This window comes from Micrococcus sp. IITD107, from assembly GCF_041927415.1.
Classification (GTDB): Bacteria; Actinomycetota; Actinomycetes; order Actinomycetales; family Micrococcaceae; genus Citricoccus; species Citricoccus terreus.
This window is the reverse complement of record NZ_JBHFFN010000002.1, coordinates 109,398-132,406: the sequence shown is the minus strand read 5'-3', so window position 1 is coordinate 132,406 and position 23,009 is coordinate 109,398. Positions and strand designations below refer to the sequence as shown.

At 71.2% G+C, this 23,009-nt stretch carries 17 protein-coding genes; 7 read left to right on the top strand and 10 right to left on the bottom strand.

The features are described 5' to 3' along the window. Positions 1 to 5 precede the first annotated feature (5 nt). Positions 6 to 1,346, bottom strand: coding sequence for a geranylgeranyl reductase family protein (locus tag ACEXHE_RS04925; RefSeq protein WP_374785246.1), 1,341 nt, complete (start codon positions 1,344 to 1,346; stop codon positions 6 to 8). A 108-nt stretch (positions 1,347 to 1,454) separates the two neighbouring features. Here ACEXHE_RS04925 and ACEXHE_RS04920 point away from each other — a divergent pair, with 108 nt between their 5' ends. After that, positions 1,455 to 2,930 carry an isochorismate synthase MenF gene (locus ACEXHE_RS04920; protein ID WP_374784939.1) on the top strand — a complete coding sequence of 492 codons (1,476 nt, stop codon included), beginning with the start codon at positions 1,455 to 1,457 and terminating at the stop codon, positions 2,928 to 2,930. A gap of 122 nt (positions 2,931 to 3,052) precedes the next feature. On the opposite strand, the gene menD is transcribed toward ACEXHE_RS04920, so the two are convergent. From menD to ACEXHE_RS04905, 3 genes are all read right to left on the bottom strand, one after another. Further along, positions 3,053 to 5,086, bottom strand: coding sequence for a 2-succinyl-5-enolpyruvyl-6-hydroxy-3-cyclohexene-1-carboxylate synthase (gene menD, locus ACEXHE_RS04915; RefSeq protein ID WP_374784938.1), 2,034 nt, complete (start codon positions 5,084 to 5,086; stop codon positions 3,053 to 3,055). Between the two features lie 148 nt (positions 5,087 to 5,234). After that, positions 5,235 to 7,463: a PhoX family phosphatase gene (locus ACEXHE_RS04910; RefSeq protein ID WP_374784937.1), complete on the bottom strand. Its 2,229-nt coding sequence runs from the start codon at positions 7,461 to 7,463 to the stop codon at positions 5,235 to 5,237. 133 nt (positions 7,464 to 7,596) lie between these two features. Next, entirely contained in the window at positions 7,597 to 8,688 is a 1,092-nt protein-coding gene (locus tag ACEXHE_RS04905) for an o-succinylbenzoate synthase (protein WP_374784936.1), read from the bottom strand. A 151-nt stretch (positions 8,689 to 8,839) separates the two neighbouring features. On the opposite strand from ACEXHE_RS04905, the gene ACEXHE_RS04900 reads away from it, so the two are divergent. Further along, entirely contained in the window at positions 8,840 to 9,805 is a 966-nt protein-coding gene (locus tag ACEXHE_RS04900) for a phosphatase PAP2 family protein (RefSeq protein ID WP_374784935.1), read from the top strand. Between the two features lie 4 nt (positions 9,806 to 9,809). On the opposite strand, the gene ACEXHE_RS04895 is transcribed toward ACEXHE_RS04900, so the two are convergent. The 3 genes from ACEXHE_RS04895 to ACEXHE_RS04885 form a co-directional block, all read right to left on the bottom strand. Further along, entirely contained in the window at positions 9,810 to 11,462 is a 1,653-nt protein-coding gene (locus ACEXHE_RS04895; protein WP_374784934.1) for a dihydrolipoamide acetyltransferase family protein, read from the bottom strand. Further along, a complete protein-coding gene (locus ACEXHE_RS04890) occupies positions 11,459 to 12,490 on the bottom strand; it encodes an alpha-ketoacid dehydrogenase subunit beta (RefSeq protein ID WP_374785245.1) in 1,032 nt (343 codons plus the stop codon). The genes ACEXHE_RS04895 and ACEXHE_RS04890 overlap by 4 nt, the downstream gene beginning before the upstream one ends. 98 nt (positions 12,491 to 12,588) lie before the next feature. Beyond that, complete coding sequence (locus ACEXHE_RS04885; RefSeq protein ID WP_374784933.1) at positions 12,589 to 13,824, bottom strand: thiamine pyrophosphate-dependent enzyme; 1,236 nt, start codon at positions 13,822 to 13,824, stop codon at positions 12,589 to 12,591. A 254-nt stretch (positions 13,825 to 14,078) separates the two neighbouring features. Between ACEXHE_RS04885 and ACEXHE_RS04880 the strand changes: the two genes are divergently transcribed. After that, positions 14,079 to 14,531 carry an Lrp/AsnC family transcriptional regulator gene (locus ACEXHE_RS04880; protein WP_091692674.1) on the top strand — a complete coding sequence of 151 codons (453 nt, stop codon included), beginning with the start codon at positions 14,079 to 14,081 and terminating at the stop codon, positions 14,529 to 14,531. Between the two features lie 6 nt (positions 14,532 to 14,537). Here the strand turns inward: ACEXHE_RS04880 and ACEXHE_RS04875 are convergent, their stop codons facing one another. Both ACEXHE_RS04875 and ACEXHE_RS04870 read right to left on the bottom strand, forming a co-directional pair. After that, a complete protein-coding gene (locus tag ACEXHE_RS04875; RefSeq protein ID WP_374784932.1) occupies positions 14,538 to 15,911 on the bottom strand; it encodes an MFS transporter in 1,374 nt (457 codons plus the stop codon). 4 nt (positions 15,912 to 15,915) lie between these two features. Then, positions 15,916 to 16,770 carry an MBL fold metallo-hydrolase gene (locus tag ACEXHE_RS04870; protein ID WP_356966994.1) on the bottom strand — a complete coding sequence of 285 codons (855 nt, stop codon included), beginning with the start codon at positions 16,768 to 16,770 and terminating at the stop codon, positions 15,916 to 15,918. Between the two features lie 215 nt (positions 16,771 to 16,985). Here ACEXHE_RS04870 and ACEXHE_RS04865 point away from each other — a divergent pair, with 215 nt between their 5' ends. Both ACEXHE_RS04865 and ACEXHE_RS04860 read left to right on the top strand, forming a co-directional pair. After that, on the top strand, positions 16,986 to 17,924 hold the full coding sequence (locus ACEXHE_RS04865; RefSeq protein ID WP_374784931.1) for a hypothetical protein: 939 nt from the start codon (positions 16,986 to 16,988) through the stop codon (positions 17,922 to 17,924). A 64-nt stretch (positions 17,925 to 17,988) separates the two neighbouring features. After that, on the top strand, positions 17,989 to 19,611 hold the full coding sequence (locus tag ACEXHE_RS04860; protein WP_374784930.1) for an NCS2 family permease: 1,623 nt from the start codon (positions 17,989 to 17,991) through the stop codon (positions 19,609 to 19,611). A gap of 14 nt (positions 19,612 to 19,625) precedes the next feature. Here the strand turns inward: ACEXHE_RS04860 and ACEXHE_RS04855 are convergent, their stop codons facing one another. Continuing rightward, a complete protein-coding gene (locus tag ACEXHE_RS04855) occupies positions 19,626 to 19,943 on the bottom strand; it encodes a hypothetical protein (RefSeq protein ID WP_374784929.1) in 318 nt (105 codons plus the stop codon). A gap of 125 nt (positions 19,944 to 20,068) precedes the next feature. Here ACEXHE_RS04855 and ACEXHE_RS04850 point away from each other — a divergent pair, with 125 nt between their 5' ends. Both ACEXHE_RS04850 and ACEXHE_RS04845 read left to right on the top strand, forming a co-directional pair. Then, on the top strand, positions 20,069 to 20,593 hold the full coding sequence (locus ACEXHE_RS04850) for a MarR family winged helix-turn-helix transcriptional regulator (RefSeq protein ID WP_374784928.1): 525 nt from the start codon (positions 20,069 to 20,071) through the stop codon (positions 20,591 to 20,593). A gap of 23 nt (positions 20,594 to 20,616) precedes the next feature. After that, a complete protein-coding gene (locus ACEXHE_RS04845) occupies positions 20,617 to 22,944 on the top strand; it encodes a S9 family peptidase (protein ID WP_374784927.1) in 2,328 nt (775 codons plus the stop codon). Positions 22,945 to 23,009 lie beyond the last annotated feature (65 nt).

Genomic DNA, 23,009 nt, shown 5'->3' with positions numbered 1-23,009 from the left:
CCAGCCTAACGAATCTTCGGTGCCGACTGGACGGGCCCGCCCGGCGCCGAGCCCGGTGTGACGGGAGACTCCAGAGGCAGCACGGTCTGGGTGGTGGCCGCCGGGACGGCCCGCTCCAGCAGCCGGACCGTCCGATCCACCAGGGAATCCCCGGGACGGTCCACCAGGTTGGCCATCACCTGCACCACCGGACGCAGCAGCGCCGGGGTGCGCAGCCCCACCGCCAGTGCCGCCTCCAGCACCTTCGGGTGCCCGATCAGCTGGGCGAAGTACCGTCCCAGCGCGAAGTGCCCGCCCCAGGTCTGCTGGGTGAGCACCGGATACCGGGAGAGGACCGCCTCCCGGCCGGCCGCCGTCGGGCGCTGCAGTGCGGTGACCACCAGGTCGGCCGCCAGCCGGGCGGCCTCCATGCCGAAGGAGATTCCCTCACCGTTGAACGGGGAGACCATGCCGGCCGAGTCGCCCACGAGCAGCAGGCCCGGCTGGTACTGCGGCGTGCGGTTGAAGCCCATGGGCAGGGCGGCGCCCAGGATCTTGGAGGTCCGGGTGTCCTCGGAGAGGCCCCACGTGGGTGTCAGTGCGCTGGACCAGTCCTTGAGGATGCCGCGGTAGTCCAGCTTGCCGAACTGCGGGGAGGTGTCCAGGATGCCCAGGCCCACGTTCACGGTGCCGTCTCCGACGGGGAAGAGCCAGCCGTATCCGGGCAGCGGGTTGCCGTCCGCATCCGGCAGGCGCAGCCAGGACTCCATCCAGTCGTCGGTGTGGCGCGGGGACTCGTAGTAGGCGCGCACGGCCACTCCCATCACCCGGTCCTCACGGCGGTGCAGCCCGGCCGAGACGGCGGTGCGCGTGGAGTTGCCGTCCGCGGCGATCACCACGGGTGCCGTGAAGTCCTGGAACTCGCCGGTCTTGCGGCCGCGCGGGTCCAGCAGCTCCGCCCGCAGACCCGTCACCGTGCCAGCCTCGTCCTTCAGGACGGTGGTGACGGAGTGGCGTTCCAGGATGGTGGCCCCGGCGGCGCGGGCATGCTCGGCCAGCAGCTGGTCGAAGTCATGCCGGGTGCGGACCAGGGCGTAGTCCGGCCAGGTCTCGGTCTGCGGCCACGACACCTCCACCGCACGCTCCCCGGCCACCAGGCGCAGCCCCTTGATGTGCCGCCAGCCCTCCTCGGCGCTGTGCGGCAGGCCCATCAGCTGCAGCTCACGCACCGCCTGCGGCGTCAGTCCGTCCCCGCACACCTTCTCCCGCGGGTAGGCGGTCTTCTCCAGCACCGTGACCTCCACCCCGGCCCGGGCCAGATGGAATGCAGCCGTGGCACCGGCGGGGCCGCCCCCGGCGATCAGCACCTGGGCGGTGCGGGGCGGACGGGAGGGGGACGGGTTCGGGGCAGACGCGGAGGCGGGGTTCGGGGTGGGCACGGCCCCATTCTCCCAGACCGGTAGGCTGGCACGGTCATGAACAACCCTGACCATCGGACGTCGGCACCGCGGCTGGCGTCCGTCACCTGTGCCCGGCCCCTGTCAAGTGAGAACACCCTGGCGGAGCTGCTGCGCACCGGCGACGAGTGCGCCTGGATCCGCTTCGGCAACGGCATGGTCGGTCTGGGCACCGCCGCCCGCTTCCACGCCACCGGCCCGGACCGCTTCGACGCCGCCCGCCAGTGGTGGGAGGACGCTGTCAACGGTGCCGCCGGCACTGAGCTGCCCGGCACCCCCGCTCTGACCGGCACCATCCCGGTGATCCCGCCCCACACCCTCCACCACGACGACGGCCCGGTGCCCTCCGCGGCCACGGCACCGATCGCGTTCGCGGCCTTCGCCTTCGACGACGCCAGTCCGGTCCCCTCCGTGGTGCGGGTGCCGGAGATCGTGGTCAGTGCCGTGGACGGGCATGCCTGGCTGACCTGGCAGGTGGACCTGGACGCCCCCGAGCACCGCGCACGAGCTGCGCAGGGCTGGCGGCCGGATGCCGAGGGCGCGGAGCAGCGGCTGGCCGAGCTGCTGGGCTCCCCCGGTACTGGTCCTGCCAGCGCGGCGCAGATCGCGGGGCCGGACGCGCGGACCTCCCCGGATGCCACGCTCACCCAGGGTGTGCTGGACCGGGAGGGGTACCTGAGCGCCGTGGCCGCCGGCGTGGAGGCCATCCGCGCTGGGAGGCTCACCAAACTGGTCGTGGCGCGCGACGCCGTCGTGAAGACCGCTGACCCCGTGGATGTGCCGGGCGTGCTGGGCGAGCTGACCACCCGCTACGCCGACTGCTGGACGTATTCGGTGGACGGGCTGATCGGGGCCACCCCGGAGATGCTGATCAAAGTGGAGCGGGGGCAGGCGCGGGCGCGCGTGCTGGCCGGGACGCTGGACCGCTCCGGTGCCCCGCGCGGCTCGGACGGCACGGCGTTCGCCACCCGGATGCTGTTCGAGGATGAGAAGCAGCGCCATGAGCACCAGCTGGCCATCGACTCCCTGACCGAACGGCTGGGGCCGCTGACGCAGAGCCTGGATGCGCACCAGGAGCCGTTCGTGCTGGAGCTGCCCAATGTGTGGCACCTGGCCTCAGACGTGACCGCACAGCTGGCCCGTTCCACGGAGGGTGGACGCCGGGCCACGGCGCTGGACCTGGCCCAGGTGCTGCACCCGACGGCGGCGGTCTGCGGGACGCCCCGGGACGAGGCGGCGGCGCTGATCCGTCAGCTCGAGCACACCGAACGCGGCATGGACCGTGGCCTGTACGCCGGGCCGGTGGGGTGGATGGACGCTGCCGGGAACGGGGAGTTCGGGATCGCTCTGCGCGGGGCCGTGGTGGAGGATGAGCACACCGTGCGGCTCTACGCGGGCTGCGGCGTGGTGGCCGCCTCCGACCCCGGGGCCGAGCTGGCCGAGACCAGCGCCAAGATGCGCCCCATGCTCCAGGCGCTCGGCCTGCGCGACTGAGGCGGCGTCAGGGTTCCTGGCGACCCACGCGACCCACCCGAACTGGATCTGCGTCTGCGCTGCGACATGGCGTACCGACTGCCGGTACGACACGTCGCAGAGACGACGACTGGGCTGAGGGCTCAGTCCTCGAACGTGGCGCGGACGGCCTCGGTCACCGACCGGCGCACCCCGGGACGCGCCTCACGGTCTGAGCGCAGCTCGAGCATCCGCCGGCCGCGCACCGGACTGCCCAGTGCCGAGACCAGACCCTCCTCGGACTCCACCGCCATCCACTCCACACCGTGGGCCCGGCACAGCGCCTCCAGGTCCACGCCGTGCGGTGTGCCGAAGAACCGCTCCACCACCGGGGCCATCCCCTCGCGCTGAGCCACCTCGCCATGCTCCAGTCCGGCGAAGATCGCCCCGCCGGTGTCGTTGACCACCACGATGTCCAGATCCGGCTCGGCCTCATCTGGCCCCAGCAGCAGGCCGTTGGTGTCATGCAGCAGGGTCAGGTCCCCGCACAGCACCACCGTCCGCTCCCCCGTGGCCAGGGCGATCCCGGCGGCGGTGGAGACGGTGCCGTCGATCCCGGCCAGGCCGCGATTGGCGAACACCACGGACTGGGCCTGCGCGGGCGGGCGCCAGGAGAGGTCCACGTCCCGGATCACCGAGGACGAGCCCAGCACCAGCGGCCCGCGCACGGTGGAGGCCACCAGCTGTCCGGTGCGCATGGCCCCGGGATGCCCGACGACGTCATGCCGAGTGGCGAGGGCATCCTCCACGGCCGCCTGGGCCCTGACCCCGGCCTGCTGCCAGCGCGTCAGCCACCCTGCAGGTCCCCGGCCGGCCACCACGGCCAGCTCGTCCAGGTCCTCCACCGGGCGTTCCCGGCGGCTGCCCGGCTCGAACCAGGCCACCGGCTCGGGCTGGTAGAACGCGGTGTGCAGATCTTCGCGGTTCAGCAGCGCGGCGATCTGCCGGGTCAGGGTGGGACGGCCGAACAGGATGACCTGCTCGATCTGGGCGGCCAGGTCCAGCGAGTCCTCGCCCAGGCCGCCTGCCGAGCCCAGCAGCAGTGGGTAGGCCCCCACGGCGTTGGAGCCGAAGCGGGCGTTGGAGCTGGGCTCGGCGAACAGCGGCAGCCCCAAGGCGGTGGCGAAGGCGGCGGCCACCGGGCCGGCGCCGTGTCCGGCCACCACCACCGTGCGCAACTCGGAGAGACCGCTGACGTCGATGTCCAGCTGCTCGGTCAGACGGCTCGCCATCCGCTCGGCGCTCTCCGCACCGGCACCGGACCCGCCACCCAGGGCAAGCTCGAGTGAGGAGGTGACCGGGCCGACGTCGGGAAGGCCAGGGGTCTCCAGCGCTGCTGGTGCGTCCTCACGGGGCACCAGCGGGTCACGGAAGCGGACGTTCAGGTGCACCGGGCCCGGCGCGGACTCGCGCACGGCCACGCCCGGCACCCCGGCGAAGCCCTCCACGTCCTCGGTGTCGAACCCCTGGGCGGCCAGCAGCGCGCGGGAGACGGTGGCGCGGATCAGCTCGGTGTGCTCGCGCTCGGCCTCGCGGACCGGATCGGCATCGGAGCCGTGCAGCTCGGCGGTCTCAGCGGCCAGCCACTCCGGCAGCGGCTCAGAGTCCTCGGGCAGCACCCGGTCCCCGGAGAGGGTCTGGGTGAAGCGCACGTGCAGCGGGAAGATCCCGTCCTGTGCGGTGGTCTGGTTGGCCCCGGTGCCCTGCAGCTCGTCCGGCCGGTCCGCGGTGAGCGCCACCAGCTGCACCCCCGCGTGGTCGGCTTCCATCACGGCCGGCAGCAGGTTGCCCACCGCAGTCCCGGACGTGGTCACGACGACGGCCGGACGGCCCGAGGCCAAGGCCAGTCCCAGCGCGGTGAAGGCGGCGGAGCGCTCGTCGATCCGCACGTGCAGGCGCAGCTGCCCGGCACGTTCGGCCTGGGCCAGCGCGTACACCAGCGGTGCGGAGCGGGAACCAGGGGCGATGACCGCCTCCCGCACGCCGCCGTCCACCAGAGCCTCCACCACGGTCTGGGCCACCTGCTCGGAGTACAGGGTGGGCACCGCCGTGCTCACGTGCGAACGCCGCGGGTGCGGGGGCTGCGCGGCGTGAGGGGTGGTGTGCGGATCAAGCGGGCTGGTGCGGCTGGAGTCCATGTCCCTCATCCTACGGAGGGAGTCTGACCACCGGGTGAACGGGGGAACGGGTGAACGGGGGGACGGGGAAACAGGAGGGAACGGGACGGCCCCCTCACCGGGACCGGGACGTCCTGGTGAGGGGGCCGCCGTCGGGCAGGTGAAGGGGTCAGCCCTTCGCGCCCTTGCCCTTGCCGTTGTTGTTGCCCTTGCCCTTGGTGCCCTTGCCGGCGGTCGGGTTGGAGTTCACGCCCTCATCGCGGCCGTTGCCGCGGCGCACGCCCTGGCCGGCGTGCTTCGGGTTGGCCTTCTCGCCCTTCTCAGCCCGCTTGGCGTGGCCCACGCCGTTGTTGCCGCGGGTGGAGAAGACCTGGACGACGGTCGGACGCGGTGCCGCCACCTTGTCCCCCACCTGGACCGGACCGGAGGCCGGGAGGTAGTCGGGGAAGTAGGAGGTCTGGGCTCCCCAGGTGCCGTTCTCGCCCGGGTGCTGCACGGCCACGAACACCGAGTTGTCACGGTCGTGGATCACCGGACCGCAGGTCTCAGCATCCCGCGGGACGGAGAGGAACTGCTCCACCTTGCCCCGCTCCGGTCCTTCCAGGGTGACCTTGTGCAGGGCGTCCCCGTAGCCGATCTTGCCGGGCTGACCGTCGGTGGAGACCCACAGGGTGCCCTGGGAGTCGAAGGCCAGGTTGTCCGGGCAGGAGATCGGGGAGACCTGGTCCTGCGGGAAGCCGGAGAAGTAGGCCGAGGTGGACTTGGCCGGGTCGCCGGCCAGGAACAGGATGTTCCAGGTGAAGGACTCGCCGGCGTGATCGTTGCCGTCCTCGATCATCTCGATGACGTGGCCGTCGCGGTTCGGAGCGACCGGGTTGGCCTCGTCCACGGTGGCCAGGCTGCGGGAGGAGTTGTTGGTCAGGGCCAGGTAGATCTTGCCGGTGACCGGGTTCGGCTCCATGTCCTCCGGACGGTCCATCTTGGTGGCGCCGACCTTGTCCGCGGCCAGGCGGGTGTACACCAGGACCTCGTCCACGGACATGCCCGGGACCATGGACCGGTTGTCCTTGACCAGCGGGATCCACCTGCCGGTGCCGTCGAAGTCGCCGTCCGAGGGGACGGTGCCGCGGCCGTCGATCTCCGACTGCGGGGAGTCGCCCTGGTACTGGGCGACGTACAAGGTGCCCTCGGAGAGCAGGGTCATGTTGTGCTTCTTGTTCCCCTCGATGTACTTCTTCTTCGAGACGAACTTGTACACGTAGTCGTTGACCTGGTCATCGCCCATGTAGACGGCGACCTGACCATTGGGGGCGATGTACACGTTGCCGGCCTCGTGCTTGAAGCGTCCCAGCAGGGTGTGCTTGACCGGGGTGGAGGTGGGGTCCTCCGGGTCGATCTCCACGATCCAGCCGAAGCGGTTGGCCTCGTTCTTGTAGCCCGGGTTGTTCAGGTTGAAGCGGTCGTACACGCGCTCCCACTGGCGGCCGGTGGGCCCGGGGCGCAGGCCGTAGCGGGCCTCCTCCGGGGAACCGGTGCCGACGAAGTACTGGTTGAAGTTCTCCTCGCCGGAGAGCACGGTGCCCCAGGGGGTGGTGCCGCCGGCGCAGTTGTTCAGGGTGCCCAGCACGCGACGACCGGTGGGATCCTCGACGGTCTGCAGCAGCTTCGAGCCCGCTGCGGGCCCGTCCACGGCGAAGGGGGTGAAGCCGGTGATGCGGCGGTTGCGGCGGCCACCACGGACGTAGGTCCAGGGGGCGCCCTTCTTGTCCCGCTTCAGGTCCACGATCGACAGGCCGTGGGCGGCGATGCCGACGTTGACCACGTCCTCGAAGTTCGAGGCGATGTACTCCGGGGAGAACATGATGTATTCGTTCGTGTACTCGTGGGAGTTCACCAGGTAGCCGGAGCGGTCGTTGCGGCCGTCGGTGATGATGTTCAGGTAGTCGCAGTTGTAGCCGAACTGCTGGGCCTGAGACTCACCGGTCTGGCGGTTGATGTCGAACTCGGGCGAGTCGGCGAACAGCGGGTCGCCCCAGCGGATGACCGGAGCCCAGTCGTAGCCCTCCGGAACGGTCATCCGGTCCACGGTGCGCGGAACCGGGTCGATCGCCTGGAACGGCAGCTTGCCGCCGCCCTTCGGGGTGGCACCGAAGTCGGCCTGGGCGGCCGGAGCGGTGGACACGGCCTGGGCGCCCACGACGACGGCGGCAGCCAGACCGCCGCCCATGCCCAGAGCGGCACGGCGGGAGAACGCGGCGTTGGCGATGTCCTGGAAGTGAGGGTTGTCCGAGGTGTTCGGCACCGGGTGGGCGCAGGCGTTGCCGCACTTCAGTGCGCAGGTCACGGCAGAGCGGTTGCCGCGGGTGTGGCCGACCATGGGCAGGAGACGCTTGAGCATGGGGGGTCCCTTCGAGACGCTGGGGGGGATTCGCGGCTCTCACTGTGGTCAGCTCAAGCGACCAGTGGGCGGACCGGACGGTGACCTCCAGGTGAACTCTGTGTGAGGTCTATTTCGGTCACGCCGGTGGGACCTATTCTCCGGCGGCCAGCACCTGATAGGCACCGGCGAGCCGCTCCCGCCAGCGTGCCTGGGATTCCTCCGGAGCGCGCAGCCGCGCCATCGCCTCCCCGTCCGGGACGGGACGGGAGGTGGCGGCCAGCCGGCCGTCGTCGGGAATCCAGGGCGGATCCACCACGTCCTGCGTGAACAGCGCGACGGTGCCCAGCCCGCAGGCGTGGGGCAGCCGCGGCAGGGCGGCGGCCAGGGCCACTCCCCCGGCGATCCCCACCGAGGTGTCCAGGGCGGAGGAGACGACGGCGTCCAGCCCGGTGGCCTGCACGATCGCCAGGGCACGGCGAACGCCTCCCAGTGGCTGGACCTTGACCACGATCAGGTCCGCGGCCCCGGCCTGGGCGACGGCGAGGGGGTCCGTCTCCTTGCGCACGGACTCGTCCGCGGCGATCGGCGTGGGGATGCGCTCGGCGGCCAGGGCCTCGCGCAGACGGGCCAGGCCCTGGATGCCCGGCACCGGCTGCTCGGCATATTCCAGGGGCACGACGACGGCCAGTCGCCTCAGTGCCTCCAGCGCGGTGGCATGGTCCCAGCCGGCATTGGCGTCGATCCGCACGGCGGCGTCCGGGAGGAGGCGGTGCACCTCAGCCACCCGGGCGAGGTCCGCCTCCACACCGTGGACGCGGGGGTCCGGGGCGGTGCCGGGTGCGGGCTGCTCGGCGACCTTGACCTTGACCGCGGTCACGGGGCCGAAGCGCTCCAGCAGCGGGGCGATCTGTTCCGCCGGGAGGGCCGGGACGGTGGCGTTGACCGGGACGTGTGTGCGGACCGGCTCCGGCCAGCCCTGCCAGCCGGCCTCGATCGCCGCGGCCAGCCAGCGGGAGGACTCCTGGGCACCGTACTCCGGGAACGGGGAGAACTCCGCCCAGCCGTGCGGGCCGCTCAGCAGCAGGGCCTCGCGCACCGTGGTGCCCCGGAAACGGGTGCGCATCGGCTGGGCGACCACGGTGGCGTGCTCGAGCAGCTCCTCCAGCGGGGGCAGGTCGGCGCCGGTGGGCAGGGGTGGCAGGGGCTGGGCTGGCTCGGCGGGCTCGGCGGGGTCGGCGGACATGCCCGTCAGTCTAGGGAGCCCGTCCCTGCATCTGCAGGTCAGTCATCACCCGCAACGAGCCGTTCCGGAGCCTGATGAGCGTGATAACTGACCTGGAGTTGGAAGGGGGGCTTCCGGCGTTCGTCCAGCACCGTGCCGCACAATGTCTGCCATGCCCTCGAGTCTCTCTGACCGCCGCGACGTGCCGCCCTCCGCGGGAACCACGCTCTCCGCGCGTGCCGGACGACCGCCCGCGTCCCGTCCCTGGGCCTGGGTACTGGGCATGCTGGGCGCTGTGGCGCTGCTGCTGGCGATCTTCCAGATGTTCGTCACCACGAGCACGGGGCAGGTCACCGAGCACATGGCCCTGCAGGCGGCCACCGCACGGCTGGAGACCATGCCGCCCCTGGGTGAGACCGTCCTGCGGATGCTGCCCGGCGTCGTTGCGGTGACCGCGGTCCTGGTGTTCCTGGTCATCACGGTCTGGCGGCGGCGGTGGCTGGCCTCAGCGATCGCCCTGGCCAGCTTCGGGGCCGCCAACCTGACCACCCAGCTGCTCAAGAAGGTCATCCTCCTCCGCCCGGACCTGGACAACGGCGTGCCCTACTACACGGGGAACTCTCTGCCGTCCGGCCACACCACCTTCGCGGCGGCGGCCGTGGTGGCCGTGGTCCTGGTGGTGGCACCCCGCTGGCGGCCGATGACCGCGGCGCTGGGAGCTCTCTTCGCCACCGCCGTGGGCGCGGGGACGTTCCTGGAGACCTGGCACCGCCCCTCGGACATGGCGGCGGCGTACCTGGTGGCGGCGTTCTGGGGTCTGGCCGGCGGGCTGCTGATCCTCCGCACCGGCTCGGAGTGGAACACTCGCGCGAGGCGCACGGCACAGCGGCTGCACCCCGGAGGGCACCCCGGCTGGGACATCGCCCTGTGGCTGGGCGGGCTGCTCACCACCGTGGGTGGGATGCTCTGCTACCTGCTGGCCGGCGGACGCGAGGCCCTGGACCCGGCGGTGCCGTGGACCTCCGGCTGGCACTACCTGGGCGGGCTGCTGGTGAGCGTGGGCCCCGGACTGCTGGTGTTCGCCGTCCTGGCCAGCTTCCTGCGCTGGGAGTCCGGCCGGCCGGCAGCCCGGGGCTGAGACCTCAGAGGTCGGCGAGCGCCGAGCCCGGGTTCTCCAGGCTGCGGGCCACGGTGGTCAGGAACGCACTGGCGGTGCCGCCGTCGGTGACTCGGTGGTCGAAGGACAGGGTCAGTTCGGTGACCTTGCGGACCACGATCTGCCCGTCCACCACCCACGGGCGGTCGATGATCCGGCCCACGCCCAGGATGGCGACCTCCGGGGCGTTGATGATCGCGGCGGCGCCGTCCGTCCCGAACACCCCGTAGTTGTTCAGGGTGAACGTGCCCCGCGTCAGCTCAGCCGGGGTGCACTTCCCGTCCCGGGCACGCTCCACCAGGGCGGCGATCTGCTCATGGAGCTCCCGCGCCGAGTACTGCTCGGCCCGCTCGATCGAGGGCACCACCAGACCACGGTCGGTCTGCGCGGCCAGGCCCAGGTTGATGCCGTCGAACTGCACGATCGACTCCCCGTCCGGCCCCTGCTCCACGCGCGAGTTCATGATGGGGTAGCGCTTCAGCGCGGCCGTGGTGAACCGGGCGATCAGCGCCAGCAGGCTCGGCGCGGTGGCCGCATCCTGTGACTTCAGCTCGGCGCGCAGCTCTACGAGCCGGGTGACGTCCACGTCCAGCCAGGCGGTGGCCTCGGGGATCTGGGTGCGTGAACGCACCATCTGCTCGGCCACGGCTTTGCGCACTCCGCGCATGGGCTCGCGGGAGGCGATCCCCAGTCCGGAGCGCTGGTCGGTCTCGCCTGCGCTTCCCCCAGCACTGGTGTTCCCGACGGCGGCTCCCTCGCCCTGGGTGCCTGCCTCACCTGCCGCGAGCTGCTGGGTGGACGAGGCGGCGGCCCCAGCGGACGGGGCCGTTCCGGCCCCGCTGGCGGTCTGCTCCACATCCCGGCGCAGGATCAGACCGTTCGGCCCGGTCCCGCGCACGGTGGCGAGGTCCACGCCGAGCTCCTTGGCCAGGCGGCGCACGATCGGCGAGACCACGCGCGGCGCAGCGGACGGGCTCGAGTCCGAGGATCCACCACCAGCAGCGGCTGATGCACCGGAGACTCCCGCACTCGTGGACTCGGTCCACCGCGGACGCCGGCGCTTGGGGCGGGTCCGTCCACCGGCGCCGTGCCCGGAGGTCCCGTAGCCGATCAGCACGCTGCCTGAGCCCTCGGAGTCTGGCTCTCCATCCTCCGGCTGTGCGCCGCGGTCCGGAGCGGTGCGCGTGGCCTCGCCGGTCTCGGCCGCACGCTCAGCGGCGCCGCCACCGGCATCTCCGCCGCGCACCCGGTCCAGGTCCGGCGTGGTCTCAGCACCGTTGGCAGCGGGGATCTGCATCCCCGCCCGCTCCTCCTCCCGGTAGCTGAGAGCGCCCGGTGCGTGGCCGTCGTCGGGAACTCCTGAGACTCCCTCCGGGCCGGAGCCCTGGTCCGCGGGGACAGCCGTGGTCACGGTGATCAGCGGCTCGCCCACGATCATGGTCTGGCCTTCGGCGCCGTGCAGGGTGGCCACGGTCCCGGCGTACGGGCTGGGGACCTCCACGAGCGCCTTGGCGGTCTCCACCTCGGCGATGGGCTGGTCCACCACGATCTGCTCGCCCTCGGACACCAGCCAGCGGGTCAGCTCGGCCTCGGTCAGGCCCTCGCCCAGGTCCGGAAGGTTGAAGGTGCTCTGGCTCATCGGCTCGCTCCTGCCTGCTGTGCCTGATCTGCTGAATCGGTCTCAGCCGCCTCTGCGTCCCACATCAGCTCGTCCACCGCGTCCAGGATCCGGTCCACGGAGGGCAGATGGTGATGTTCGAGCTTGGGGGCAGGGAAGGGGATGTCGAACCCGGTGACGCGCAGCACCGGTCCGTGCAGGGAGTGGAAGCAGGCCTGCTGGATGCGTGCCACCAGTTCCGAGGCCACCGAGGCGTACCCCTGGGGCTCGGCCACGACGACGGCCCGGCCGGTCTTGCGCACCGAGGTCACCACGGTCTCCTCGTCCAGGGGGACCACCGTGCGCAGATCGATCACCTCGACGCTGACGCCCTCCTCCTCAGCGGCGGCAGCGGCGGCCATGCAGGTGGGCACGGAGGGCCCGTAGCTGACCAGGGTCAGGTCGGTGCCGGTGCGGGCCACGGCGGCGCGGGCATAGGGCTCCCCGTGCTCGCGCCTGGCCTCCACGTTGGCCCAGCGGGTCTCGAACTCGGCGCGCAGCTCCTCCAGGGTCACCGCGGCCTTGGACCAGTACAGCTTCTTGGGCTCCATGAACACCACGGGATCATCCAGCCGGATGGCCGCACGCAGCATCAGGTAGGCGTCCGCCACGGTGGCCGGGGTGTAGACCTTCAGTCCGGGCGTGTGGGCGTAGTAGGACTCCGAGGAGTCGCAGTGGTGCTCCACGCCGCCGATCCCGCCGCCGTAGGGGATGCGGATGACCAGGGGCATCGGCACGGCGCCTTGGGTGCGGTTGCGCATCTTGGCGATGTGGCTGGCGACCTGTTCGAACGCGGGGTAGGCGAAGGCGTCGAACTGCATCTCGATCACCGGGCGGGCCCCGCCCATGGCCAGTCCCACGGCGGTGCCGGCGATCCCGGACTCGGCCAGCGGGGTGTCGAAGCAGCGGTGGTCGCCGAAGCGCTTCGTCAGGCCGTCGGTGATGCGGAAGACCCCGCCGAGGGTGCCCACGTCCTCGCCGTAGACCACCACCATGGGGTCGTTCTCCATCTCATCGGCCAGGGCGGCGTTGAGGGCGGCGGCGAAGGTCAGCGTCTGGGGCTTGGCGGGTGCTGCGGGCGCAGCCGGCTGCTCGGTGGCGGTGGTGCTCACTTCTGGCCCTCCTGTCCGGTCTGGTGCTGTGCGGATCCCTGCGCGGCGCGCGCCAGCTCCTCGGCGAGGAGCTCACGCTGGGCGGCCAGCTGCGGGGTCTGGACGGTGTACACGTGGTCGAAGAGCTCCAGGGGGTCGATCACCGGCTCCTGGGACATGGCCTCACGCAGTCCGGCGGCCACCTGCTCGGCCTGCGCGGAGATCTGCTGCTCGAGCTCCTCGGTGAGCACCCCGCGCTCGCTCAGGAAGGTCCGCATGCGCGGGACCGGGTCCTGGGCGGCCCACTGGGAGACCTCGTCGTCCTCGCGGTAGCGGGTGGCGTCATCGGCATTGGTGTGGGACTGCATGCGGTAGGTGTCCGCCTCCACCAGGAATGGTCCCCCGCCCTCGCGGCAGAGCTTCACGGCCCGGCCGAGCACGGCCAGCAGCGCGGCGAGATCGTTGCCGTCCACCCGCTCGCCGGCCAGGCCGTAGCCCACGGCCTTGTGCGCCAGGGACGGGGCTGCGGTCTGACGAGCCAGCGGGACCGAGATCGCGTACTTGTTGTTCTGGATGAAGAAGATCACCGGCAGCTTGAACACGGCCGCGAAGTTCAGCGCCTCATGGAAGTCGCCCTCCGAGGTGCCGCCGTCCCCCACCATGCCCAGCACCACGGTGTCCTCGCCCTTGAGCCGGGCCGCCTGGGCCATGCCCACGGCGTGCAGCAGCTGGGTGGTCAGCGGCGTGGACTGCACCGAGGTGCGGTGCTCATGGGGGTCATACCCCTGGTGCCAGGTCCCCCGGAAGGAGGCCATCACCTCCAGCGGTTCCACGCCGCGGGCGAGCACGGCCACGGTGTCCCGGTAGGTGGGGAAGAGCCAGTCCCGCTGCTCCAGGCACAGGGCCGCGGCGACCTCGGAGGCCTCCTGCCCGTGCGAGGACGGGTAGACGGCCATCCGGCCCTGGCGGACCAGGGCGTAGTTCTGGTCGTTCACCCGCCGCCCGATCACCAGGTGGCGGTACCCCTCCAGCAGCTCCTCGTCCGAGGGCATGGGGTACTCATGGCCAGGCGTGGTGCCCTGGTCCTCGGTGGGCAGCAGCGCCCCGTCCTGGTCCACCAGCTGGATCCGCCCGTGAGTGGGCAGCAGGTAGTCCTCCAAGGAGATGCCGAAGCGCTGGGCCGCCCGGCTGGAGTCGGTCTGTCCGGACTGGTCAGGGTGGTCGGTCTGGGCTGTCTGGGCTGTCTCTGTCACGGTGCCCCGTCCTTCCCGGCCGCGGCGGCCGATCGGGTGCGTCGGGACCAGTGGGGCTCCCCGAGGATCGCCCAGGGGGTATGCCGACTGGTCAGGTCTGCTCCCAGTCTCAGTCACAGGGACGTTTTGTTCAGCAGTGTCCCAGCATGCAGAGACTTTCTGACGGCTGACACCTAGACTGATGGACACTCTGCTACTGTGACGAACCGCACAGAGACGGGCTGACGTCCCGCCGGAGCCGAACGGAGACACCCATGACGCTGGACCAGATCGACCGCGCGATCATCACCGAGCTGACCCGCGACGGACGTCTCTCGGTGGCTGCCCTGGCCGAGCGTGTGCACATCAGCCGGGCGCACTGCTACTCCCGGCTGAACCGCCTGCAGGAGGACGGCGTGATCACCGGGTTCTCCGCCACGATCGACCCGGTCAAGGCCGGGCTGGGCGCCTCTGCACATGTCACCCTGAAGCTGCGCCAGCACAACTGGCGGGAGCTGAAGGCCCAGCTGCTGGCGATCCCCGAGGTCTGGCACGTCTCCCTGGTGGGCGGGAACATGGACGTGGTCCTGCTGGTGCGCGCCAAGGACAACGCCGATCTGCGCCGGGTGGTCTTCGACGAGCTCCAGCCCATCCCGGGCGTGGTGGACAGCCAGACATACATGATCTTCGAGGACCACGACTCCCACCATCCGCTCCCCTCCGCCTGACCCGCCTCAGCCTGAGGAGACCGGCGCGCTGTCCCGTCCGCGACCGCCCACCGGGCCCGGGCCCTTCGGCAGCACCACGGCGAACACCGCCGTGCCCACCGCGCAGACCACGGCCACCGCCCAGATCCCCGCCGCCAGTCCGGTCGCGGCCGTCACCACGGACAGCAGCGCAGGCCCGGCCAGCACACCGGAGTCGGAGAGCAGCCGCCACAGCCCCAGGAACTTGGGCCGGCCCACCTCCGGGGAGTAGTCCGCACCCAGGGTCATCACGATCCCGGAGCCGAATCCGTTGCCGAGCCCGATCAGCATCGCCGAGGCCATGAACCACCAGGGCGTGCCGGTCAGCGGCACCAGGGCCATCGCCACGGTCATCCCGCCCAGACAGCTCACCGCCACCACCCGTCGACCCTTCCGGTCCATCAGCAGGCCGGAGGGGTAGAACATGATCAGGTCCACGAATCCGGACAGGCCGTAGATCAGCGAGGCGGTGGCCGGACTCAGGCCCAGGTGCTCTGCCCAGAGCGGCACCACCGCCGTGCGCGTGGACCGTGCCGCGGACAGGCAGAGCACGCCCACACCCGCGGAGGCCAGCACACGCCAGTGCCGGCGAGCCAGCGAGCGCATGGTGGGGGCCGGCGTCGGGATCCTGCTGCCCTCTCCCCCGGGAGTGGCGGAGATTCCCGACGGCGCCCCCTCACCTCCGGGGCCCGGCGCACCGGAGCCCGGTGCCTCCAGGTCACGGATGGCGAAGCAGATCACGGCGGCCACCAGCATGCAGGCGGCGCCGGCCGCGAAGGCGCCCTGCAGGCCCATCAGGGTCTGCAGGGCCGCCCCGATGAACGGTCCGGCGAACAGGCCGATGCGGATGGTCCCGCCCAGGGTGGACATCGCCCGTGCCCGGTGGGTGATGGGCACCGCCACGGCCAGATAGGACTGCCGGGCGAGGTTGAACCCGGCTCCGGCGGCGCCGACCATCAGGATGGCGAGCATGTAGAGGGCCATGCGCGTGGTGTCAGGACCGTCAGGAGGGGCACCGGTGTCCGACGCCGCGAGCGTTCCCACTGGCAGCCAACCGGCCACTGTGGCCCATCCCAGCAGGGCGCCGGCCGTGCCCAGCCAGGCGGAGGCGATGATGGTCCGCCGCTCGCCGAACCGGGAGGCGACCAGGGCCGCCGGGGCAGTGCTGATCAGCGATCCCAGGCCCACCAGGGTGACGGTGGCGGCGGCCACGGCCAGTCCCACGCCCAGGGCGATCGCCGCGGAGGCGATGGCCGGGGTGATGGCTCCCAGCCCCACGGAGTAGATGACCGAGGGCGCGTAGATCTGGAAGGCATGAGCGAGGGGTCCGTCCCGGAAGGGGTGTCTGAGTGAGCCAGTCATCCGGTCAGCCGGTGGCGCGCAGACGACGGATCAGCGCGCGGGCCTGTTCGGGACCGTACGGCAGGATCGGCACCGCCTTGGTGGCGTCGGTGGCGGCCTGCTGCACAGCGGTGGTGGCCACGCGCACGGCCTGGCCCATGGTGGCGCGCATGTCATCCACGACGTCCATCCCCACCACCTCGCCGTGACCGGGGACCACCACCGGGTAGAGGTCCCGCAGGGCGGAGAGCTTGCGCAGGGCGGTCACCCAGTCCCGCGGCCAGGAGCCCTCGAACGCCGGATCGGCGCCCTGCTCCACCAGGTCCCCGGCGAAGACCACGTTGTCCACGCCCACCAGCAGGTCCCCGTCCGTGTGCCCGCGGCCCAGGTGGAACAGGGTGGCGGTCACCCCGCCCAGGTCCAGGTCCTGAGGTGCGGAACCGATGGTCCGCGTGGGCGCCAGGATCTGGGCATGCGGCCCCTCAGCGGAGGCGAACTGCGGCTCCAGGTCGGCCACCTCGGTGCGCTGGCTCTCGCCGTGCTCCCGGATCCACGCCGCGGCGGCCTCATGCCCCCAGATCTCCTGGGCGCCACCGGCCTCCGGGTCAGCGAAGAACGCGTTGCCGTACACGTGGTCGAAGTGCGCGTGCGTATTGACCACCACCAGCGGCAGATCAGTCAGGTTCCGCACCAACCCGAGCAGCCGCTGGGCCTGTTCCGGACCCGCACCGGTGTCCACCAGCAGCGCCCTCTGCTTCCCGACGACGACCCCGACGTTGGCCTTCCAGCCTTCCAGTGGGCGGGTGTAGGCATGCTCGGAGACGCGCGTCCACCCGTGCACGACCTCACGTTGCGCCTGCGGGGCTGAGGTGTCAGTCATGACGGGACCTTCCGTTCGCGTGTCCGGATCGGCGGCTGCGGGCGGCGGCTGAGCCTCACCAAGCCACTGCCAGTCAGACTAATCCCACCGCAGGACACGGTACGGAGATCGGCCGATCCGACCGTAGGATCTTGCTCCGACCATGGGCCACCCCGCCCAGGCAGAACGCAGGGCGTGGGCCATGGCCTCACATCGTCCCCTTCGGCAGCGAGACCATGCCCTTCGCCCGGCGACGACGCCTCGCCCTGGCGTTGATCGCCCTGTCCGCCCTGGTGCTGATCGGGCTCCCCCTGGGACTGATCGGGTGGTACGTGGGCACGGCCCGTGTGGTCAATGCCGGACCGGTGATCCAAGCCGAGGTGGTCCGGCAGACCGCCATCGAGGACTTGAGCATCGACTACCACGTCGAGGTGCACGGGCGTCTGGCCGCCGTGGACACCAGCTGGCTGGAGGGGTTCCAGGCCTGTCCCGGTTCGCGGATCCCCGTCGTCCTCCATCCGCACGACCCCGGAACTGTCATCGCCGTCGGCTCCCACCGCCCCTGGCAGCGAGAGCCGCTCGTGGAGGTCGCCGCCGTGGGAGCAGGACTGCTCCTCGCCGGTTCCGCGGCCGGTGTATTGACGTACCACCTGGTCCCCGAGACCTGGGAACGACTGAGCGCCAGGCTGCGCAGAGGACTGGTACGGATGACTCCACCGGACGGCATCCGTCGCCTGGTCGCTGCTGCGATTCCTGTGCTCGCCGTGGGCATCTGCGTCCTCATCCTGTGGTGCGCCCGAGCGGATCATCTGCGGCGGGCGGAGCTGGTGGAGAACTCCGTCCCGCTCCGCGCCCAGGTGCTGCAGACGAACGACTCCCGCTTCAAGGGCCAGACCTACACCGAGTACCTGGTGGACACCCCCGCGCTTCCTCCACTTCTGGGACGACCCTGGACTGGCTGTGAGCGACAGCGTGTCCGTGGTGCTGGACGCCCAAGAGCCAGACGGTGCTCTCTTCGCAGACCCCGACCTCTGGGAGACGGCAGCCGAGGCGCAGCCCGAGGAGCTGGCACGTCTGCTGGTCGTCCTGATGGGAGCCGCAGGCTGGCTGGCCTAGAGGATCCTCCCTCGGCAAGACTGGGTGAGGATCGGAAGGATCGGTCGGCGGTGGGATGAGCCCGAGCAGGACATCGAAGGGTGATCGGGAGGGTCCGGTGCCACCCCTCGGTACCATGAGCCCATGCCGATCGACGAGAGCTCCTCGCACCCTTCCGTCCCTGATCCTCAGCGCCCCGGCGACTCCCCTCACCCGGCCCCGCATCCTGCGGTGACCGCCGAGGCCGACCCGGCTGGCCGTCGTCGGGACGGATCCGGCCGCGGAGGCGGTCCGGCCTCCACCGACACCGTCAATGCCGTGCCGGCCCAGCCGCGCAACGGGCTGGACCGCTACTTCCTGATCTCCCACCGCGGATCCTCCGTGGCCCAGGAGATCCGCGGCGGGCTGGCCACCTTCCTGGCGATGAGCTACATCATCGTGCTCAACCCGCTGGTGCTCTCCGGCCCGGACTCCACCGGGGCGACCCTGGGCATTCCCCAGGTCGCCGCTGTCACCGCCCTGGTGGCTGGCGTGGCCACGATCGCCATGGGCGTGTGGGCCCGGCACCCCTTCGCGCTGGCGGCCGGGCTGGGCGTGAACGCGCTGGTGGCCATCTCCATCGCCACCACCGAGAACCTGACCTGGCCCGCCGTGATGGGCCTGGTGGTGTTGGCCGGACTGGTCATGGTGCTGCTGGTGGCCACCGGGTTCCGGCGTGCCGTGTTCAACGCGGTGCCGGATGCGCTCAAGACCGGGATCGTGGTGGGCATCGGCCTGTTCATCGCGCTGATCGGCCTGGTCAACGCCGGGTTCGTGCGCCGCCTGCCGGATGCCGCAGGGACCACCGTCCCCGTGGGCCTGGGCACCGGCGGCGAGCTCGAGGGCTGGCCCGTGGTGGTGTTCGTGGTCGGCCTGCTGGTGACCTCAGTGCTGGTGATCCGCAAGGTGCGCGGGGCCATTCTGATCGGGATCGTGGTCGCCACCGTGCTGGCCAACATCCTGGAGGCGGTGTTCCGGATCGGCCCGTCCGTGGACGCCGAGGGCAACGTCAACCCGCTGGGCTGGTCCCTGGTGGCCCCGTCCTTCCCGGAGTGGGCCGCCCCGGACCTGTCCCTGATCGGTCAGGCCGACCTGTTGGCCGCGTTCAGCCAGGTGGGCCCGATCATGGCCGCACTGCTGGTGTTCGCCATTCTCCTCTCGGTGTTCTTCGATGCCATGGGCACCTCCGTGGGACTGGCCCGCGAGGCCGGGAACGTGGATGAGAAGGGCGAGATCCCCGACCTGAACCGGGTGCTGATGGTGGACGCCCTGGCCGTGGCCGGCGGCGGTGGTGCCTCCGGCTCGGCGAACCAGATCTTCGTGGAGTCCGGCACCGGGATCGGCGAGGGCGCTCGGACCGGCTTCGCCTCCGTGGTCACCGGCGTGCTGTTCCTGATCGCCATGTTCCTCACCCCGCTGATCCACCTGGTCCCCTTCGAGGCAGTGGCCCCGGCGCTCGTGGTGGTCGGATTCATGATGGCCACCCAGGTGGTGCAGATCGACTGGACCGACTGGGGTGCGGCGTTCCCGGCGTTCCTGACCTTCATCCTGATGCCGTTCACCTACTCGATCGCCAACGGGATCGGCGCCGGCATGATCGCCTACGCGGTCATCCGCACGGCTCAGGGACGGGCGCGAGAGGTGCACCCACTGCTGTGGGTGGTGGCGGCGGCCTTCGTGGTGTTCTTCGGCATGGGCGTGTTCCGCGGGATCTTCGGTCTGGAGTGATCCGGCCCGTGGCCTCAGCAGGCGAGCTGGACGTGGCGAACGGTGATGTGGCGTTCGGCGAATCCGACGCCGATCAACTCCTCGAGACTGTGGACGATGGACAGGGTGACCCGTTCCGTCACCCTGTCCAGAGCCTCGGCGCCCCGGACGGCGCAGTCCACGTGCAGCACTGGAGCAGACGGGGAGCCCGTGATCTGCACCTCGGCGGCATCCACTCCGGGCAGGACCAGCGCGGCGCGCGAGGCGCTGCGGGCCAGACGGCCCATCCGCGTGGTCCAGGCCGAGGAGATGTCCACCGATGTCAGTGGCGGGGTGTCCACAGTCACGGTCATGCTCAGTTCTACTCAGGCAGATCGCACGGGGTGTGGGACTGCGGTCCGGGGCAGATGGCCCTCAAACATCCATTTGATAATCTATCTGTTAGACAGACTACACAGAACTGGCGGGAGGTGTCGCCATGAGTGACCGAGCCGACACGGGTGAGTCGCAAGCCGCCAAGCCGCCCTCCGGATACTGGTACCCCGGCAGTACTCCTGAGCCGGTGGACGTGCTCAACCTTCTGCGCCGCTACCGCGAGGCCGAACGCCGGATGCGCGTGCGCACCCGCGGGTCCATGGGCATGGGCGAGACCGACCTGATCGCCATCCGTCTGCTGCTGCGCACCCATCAGTCCGGTCAGCTGATGCGCCAGCGCGACCTGGCCGCAGCTCTGGAGATCACCGCAGCCTCCGCCAGCGCCCTGGTGGACCGCCTGGTCAAGAGCGGTCACGTTCGCCGCGTCCCCCATCCGGATGACCGGCGGTCCGTGGCGATCGAGCCCACCACCCAGAGCGACCACGAGGTGCGCGAGACCCTGGGCGCCATGCACGAGCGCATGCTGGCCGCCACCGAGGCACTGACCCCGGACGAGCTGGCCGCCGTCGCCAAGTTCCTCTCTGCGTTGACGGAGAGCGTGGAGGAACCGGCCGAGCCCCAGGTTTGACCGGATGCGTTTGAATGGAACGCATGACCTCTGTTCCTGACGCTCAGACCCCGGCCACCCCGAACACCGCCCCCGCTCCCCCGGTCGCCGAGTCCCGCCCCGTGGACCGCACCCACCACGGCCACACCTTCACCGACGACTTCGACTGGCTGCGCGCCAAGGAGTCCGACGAGGTCATCGCCCACCTGAACGCGGAGAACGCCTACACGGACGCCCTCACCGCCGACCAGCAGGAGCTGCGCACCGCGATCTTCCAGGAGATCAAGTCCCACACCGTGGAGACCGATCTGTCCGTGCCCTCCCGCAAGGACGGCTGGTGGTACTTCGTGCGGACCGTGGAGGGTGAGCAGTACGCCGTGCATTGCCGCGTGGCCGCACAGGACACCGGGGACCTCACCGCCGACTGGACGCCGCCGGTGATCGAGCGTGGCGTCCCGGTGCCCGGCGAAGAGGTCATCCTGGACGGCAATGCCGAGGCCGCAGGCCAGCCCTTCTTCTCCCTGGGCGGCCTGGCCGTCTCCCCGGACGGCACCCGCATGGCCTATGCCACGGACAACACGGGCGACGAGCGCTACACCCTGCGCATCCGCGATCTCAGCACCGGTCAGGACCTGCCGGACACCGTCCCCGGGATCGCCGCCGGCCTGACCTTCGACCGCTCCGGCACGCGCGTGTTCTACGCCGTCCCGGATGAGTCCTGGCGTCCGTACCGGATCCTGGCGCACACCCTGGGCACCGACCCCGCCCAGGACCAGCTGCTGCTCGAGGAGAGTGATCCGGGCATGTGGTGCGGCTTCGGCCTCGCTGCGGACCGGACCGAACTGGTCATCTCGATCGGCAACTCCGAGATCGCCGAGACCCACGCCGTGGACCTGCCCGCGTCGCCGGAGCAGCCCCTGGGCCCGGTGCGCCTGCTGGTGGACCGCTCCCACGGGATGCTGCACGGCGTCGAGCCGGTCACCCTGGACACCGGCTCCGGCCCCGGACGGCACTACGTGATCGTGCACAACAAGGACTTCGCCACCCCCTCCCCCACGCCCGCGCACGCGCCGAACAACATGATCTCCCTGGCCCACCGCGAGACGGTGACCGACCCGCGGACCTGGCGGGGCGTCGTCGGGCATGATGCCACCACCAAGGTGGACGGCGCGGAGGTCACGGCCACCCACCTGGTGATCTCAGCGCGGCGGGACACCACGCCCAAGGTGCTGGTGATGCCGCTGGCCGGGCTGGGCACTGCAGACCAGGCCGCGCCGGTGGAGCCGGACTTCGACGAGGAGCTGTACTCCTGCGAGCTGGGCCAGGCCCCGTTCGAGTCGCCGTTCCTGCGGCTGGGCTACTCCTCCTGGGTCACGCCCACCCAGATCCTGGACTATGCGGTCGAGGACGGCACCGTGCACCTGCGCCGTCAGGTCGAGGTGCCGCAGTACGACCCGGAGCAGTACCTCGTGGAGCGGTGGTGGGCTCCGGCGCAGAGCCAGCACACCGCCACGGACCCCTCAGCCGGGGGCGTGCGCATCCCGCTGACCGTGATCCGGCGGCGCGATGTGGAATGGGACGGCTCCAACCCCTGCCTGGTCTACGGGTACGGCAGCTACGAGATCTCCATGGACCCCGGCTTCGCGGCCACCCGGCTCTCGCTGCTGGACCGCGGCGTGGTGTACGTGGTGGCCCATGTGCGCGGCGGCGGCGAGCTGGGCCGGGGATGGTACGAGGACGGCAAGAAGCTGACCAAGAACCACTCCTTCACCGACTTCGTGGACGCCACCCGGTTCGTGGCGCAGTCCGGCTGGGTGGACCCGGACCGGATCGCGTGCATGGGCGGTTCGGCCGGCGGACTGTTGATGGGCGCCGTAGTCAATCTGGCCCCGGAGCTCTACCGCGCCTGCGTGGCCCAGGTGCCGTTCGTGGACGCCCTGACCTCCATCCTGGATCCGGATCTGCCGCTGTCCGCCCTGGAGTGGGAGGAGTGGGGCAACCCGATCGAAGACCCTGAGGTCTACCGGTACATGCAGGCCTACACGCCGTACGAGAACGTGCGCGCGGTGGACTACCCCGCCATCGCCGCCGTCACCTCGCTCAACGACACCCGCGTGCTCTACGTGGAGCCGGCCAAGTGGGTCCAGCAGCTGCGCCGCACCGTCACCTCGGACCAGTCCACGCCGCTGGCCGAGGGCGGTTCCCCGGTGCTGCTCAAGACCGAGATGGACGGCGGTCACGGCGGGGCCTCGGGCCGCTACCGCGCCTGGGAGGACCGCGCGTGGGACTACGCGTTCATCCTCACCGCGCTGGGCGCCACGGAGCTGACGGCGGGCGCGGCGAGCGCCGCAGGCTCGGCGCAGCAGGTCTGACACAGGTCCCGACGACGGCCCCGGCGGCCTCCTGAGGGAGGCTCACCGGGGCCGTGGCGCACCGA

Bases quoted from the DNA above. Each gene is read 5' to 3' on its own strand.
- ACEXHE_RS04855 (WP_374784929.1), bottom strand. From the start codon at position 19,943: ATGACCGTGACTGTGGACACCCCGCCACTGACATCGGTGGACATCTCC.
- ACEXHE_RS04900 (WP_374784935.1), top strand. From the start codon at position 8,840: ATGCCCTCGAGTCTCTCTGACCGCCGCGACGTGCCGCCCTCCGCGGGA.
- ACEXHE_RS04895 (WP_374784934.1), bottom strand. From the start codon at position 11,462: ATGAGCCAGAGCACCTTCAACCTTCCGGACCTGGGCGAGGGCCTGACC.
- ACEXHE_RS04875 (WP_374784932.1), bottom strand. From the start codon at position 15,911: ATGACTGGCTCACTCAGACACCCCTTCCGGGACGGACCCCTCGCTCAT.
- ACEXHE_RS04860 (WP_374784930.1), top strand. From the start codon at position 17,989: ATGCCGATCGACGAGAGCTCCTCGCACCCTTCCGTCCCTGATCCTCAG.
- ACEXHE_RS04910 (WP_374784937.1), bottom strand. From the start codon at position 7,463: ATGCTCAAGCGTCTCCTGCCCATGGTCGGCCACACCCGCGGCAACCGC.
- ACEXHE_RS04845 (WP_374784927.1), top strand. From the start codon at position 20,617: ATGACCTCTGTTCCTGACGCTCAGACCCCGGCCACCCCGAACACCGCC.
- ACEXHE_RS04920 (WP_374784939.1), top strand. From the start codon at position 1,455: ATGAACAACCCTGACCATCGGACGTCGGCACCGCGGCTGGCGTCCGTC.
- ACEXHE_RS04865 (WP_374784931.1), top strand. From the start codon at position 16,986: ATGCCCTTCGCCCGGCGACGACGCCTCGCCCTGGCGTTGATCGCCCTG.
- ACEXHE_RS04850 (WP_374784928.1), top strand. From the start codon at position 20,069: ATGAGTGACCGAGCCGACACGGGTGAGTCGCAAGCCGCCAAGCCGCCC.
- ACEXHE_RS04890 (WP_374785245.1), bottom strand. From the start codon at position 12,490: ATGGAGAACGACCCCATGGTGGTGGTCTACGGCGAGGACGTGGGCACC.
- ACEXHE_RS04905 (WP_374784936.1), bottom strand. From the start codon at position 8,688: ATGTCCGCCGACCCCGCCGAGCCCGCCGAGCCAGCCCAGCCCCTGCCA.
- ACEXHE_RS04870 (WP_356966994.1), bottom strand. From the start codon at position 16,770: ATGACTGACACCTCAGCCCCGCAGGCGCAACGTGAGGTCGTGCACGGG.
- ACEXHE_RS04880 (WP_091692674.1), top strand. From the start codon at position 14,079: ATGACGCTGGACCAGATCGACCGCGCGATCATCACCGAGCTGACCCGC.
- menD (WP_374784938.1), bottom strand. From the start codon at position 5,086: ATGGACTCCAGCCGCACCAGCCCGCTTGATCCGCACACCACCCCTCAC.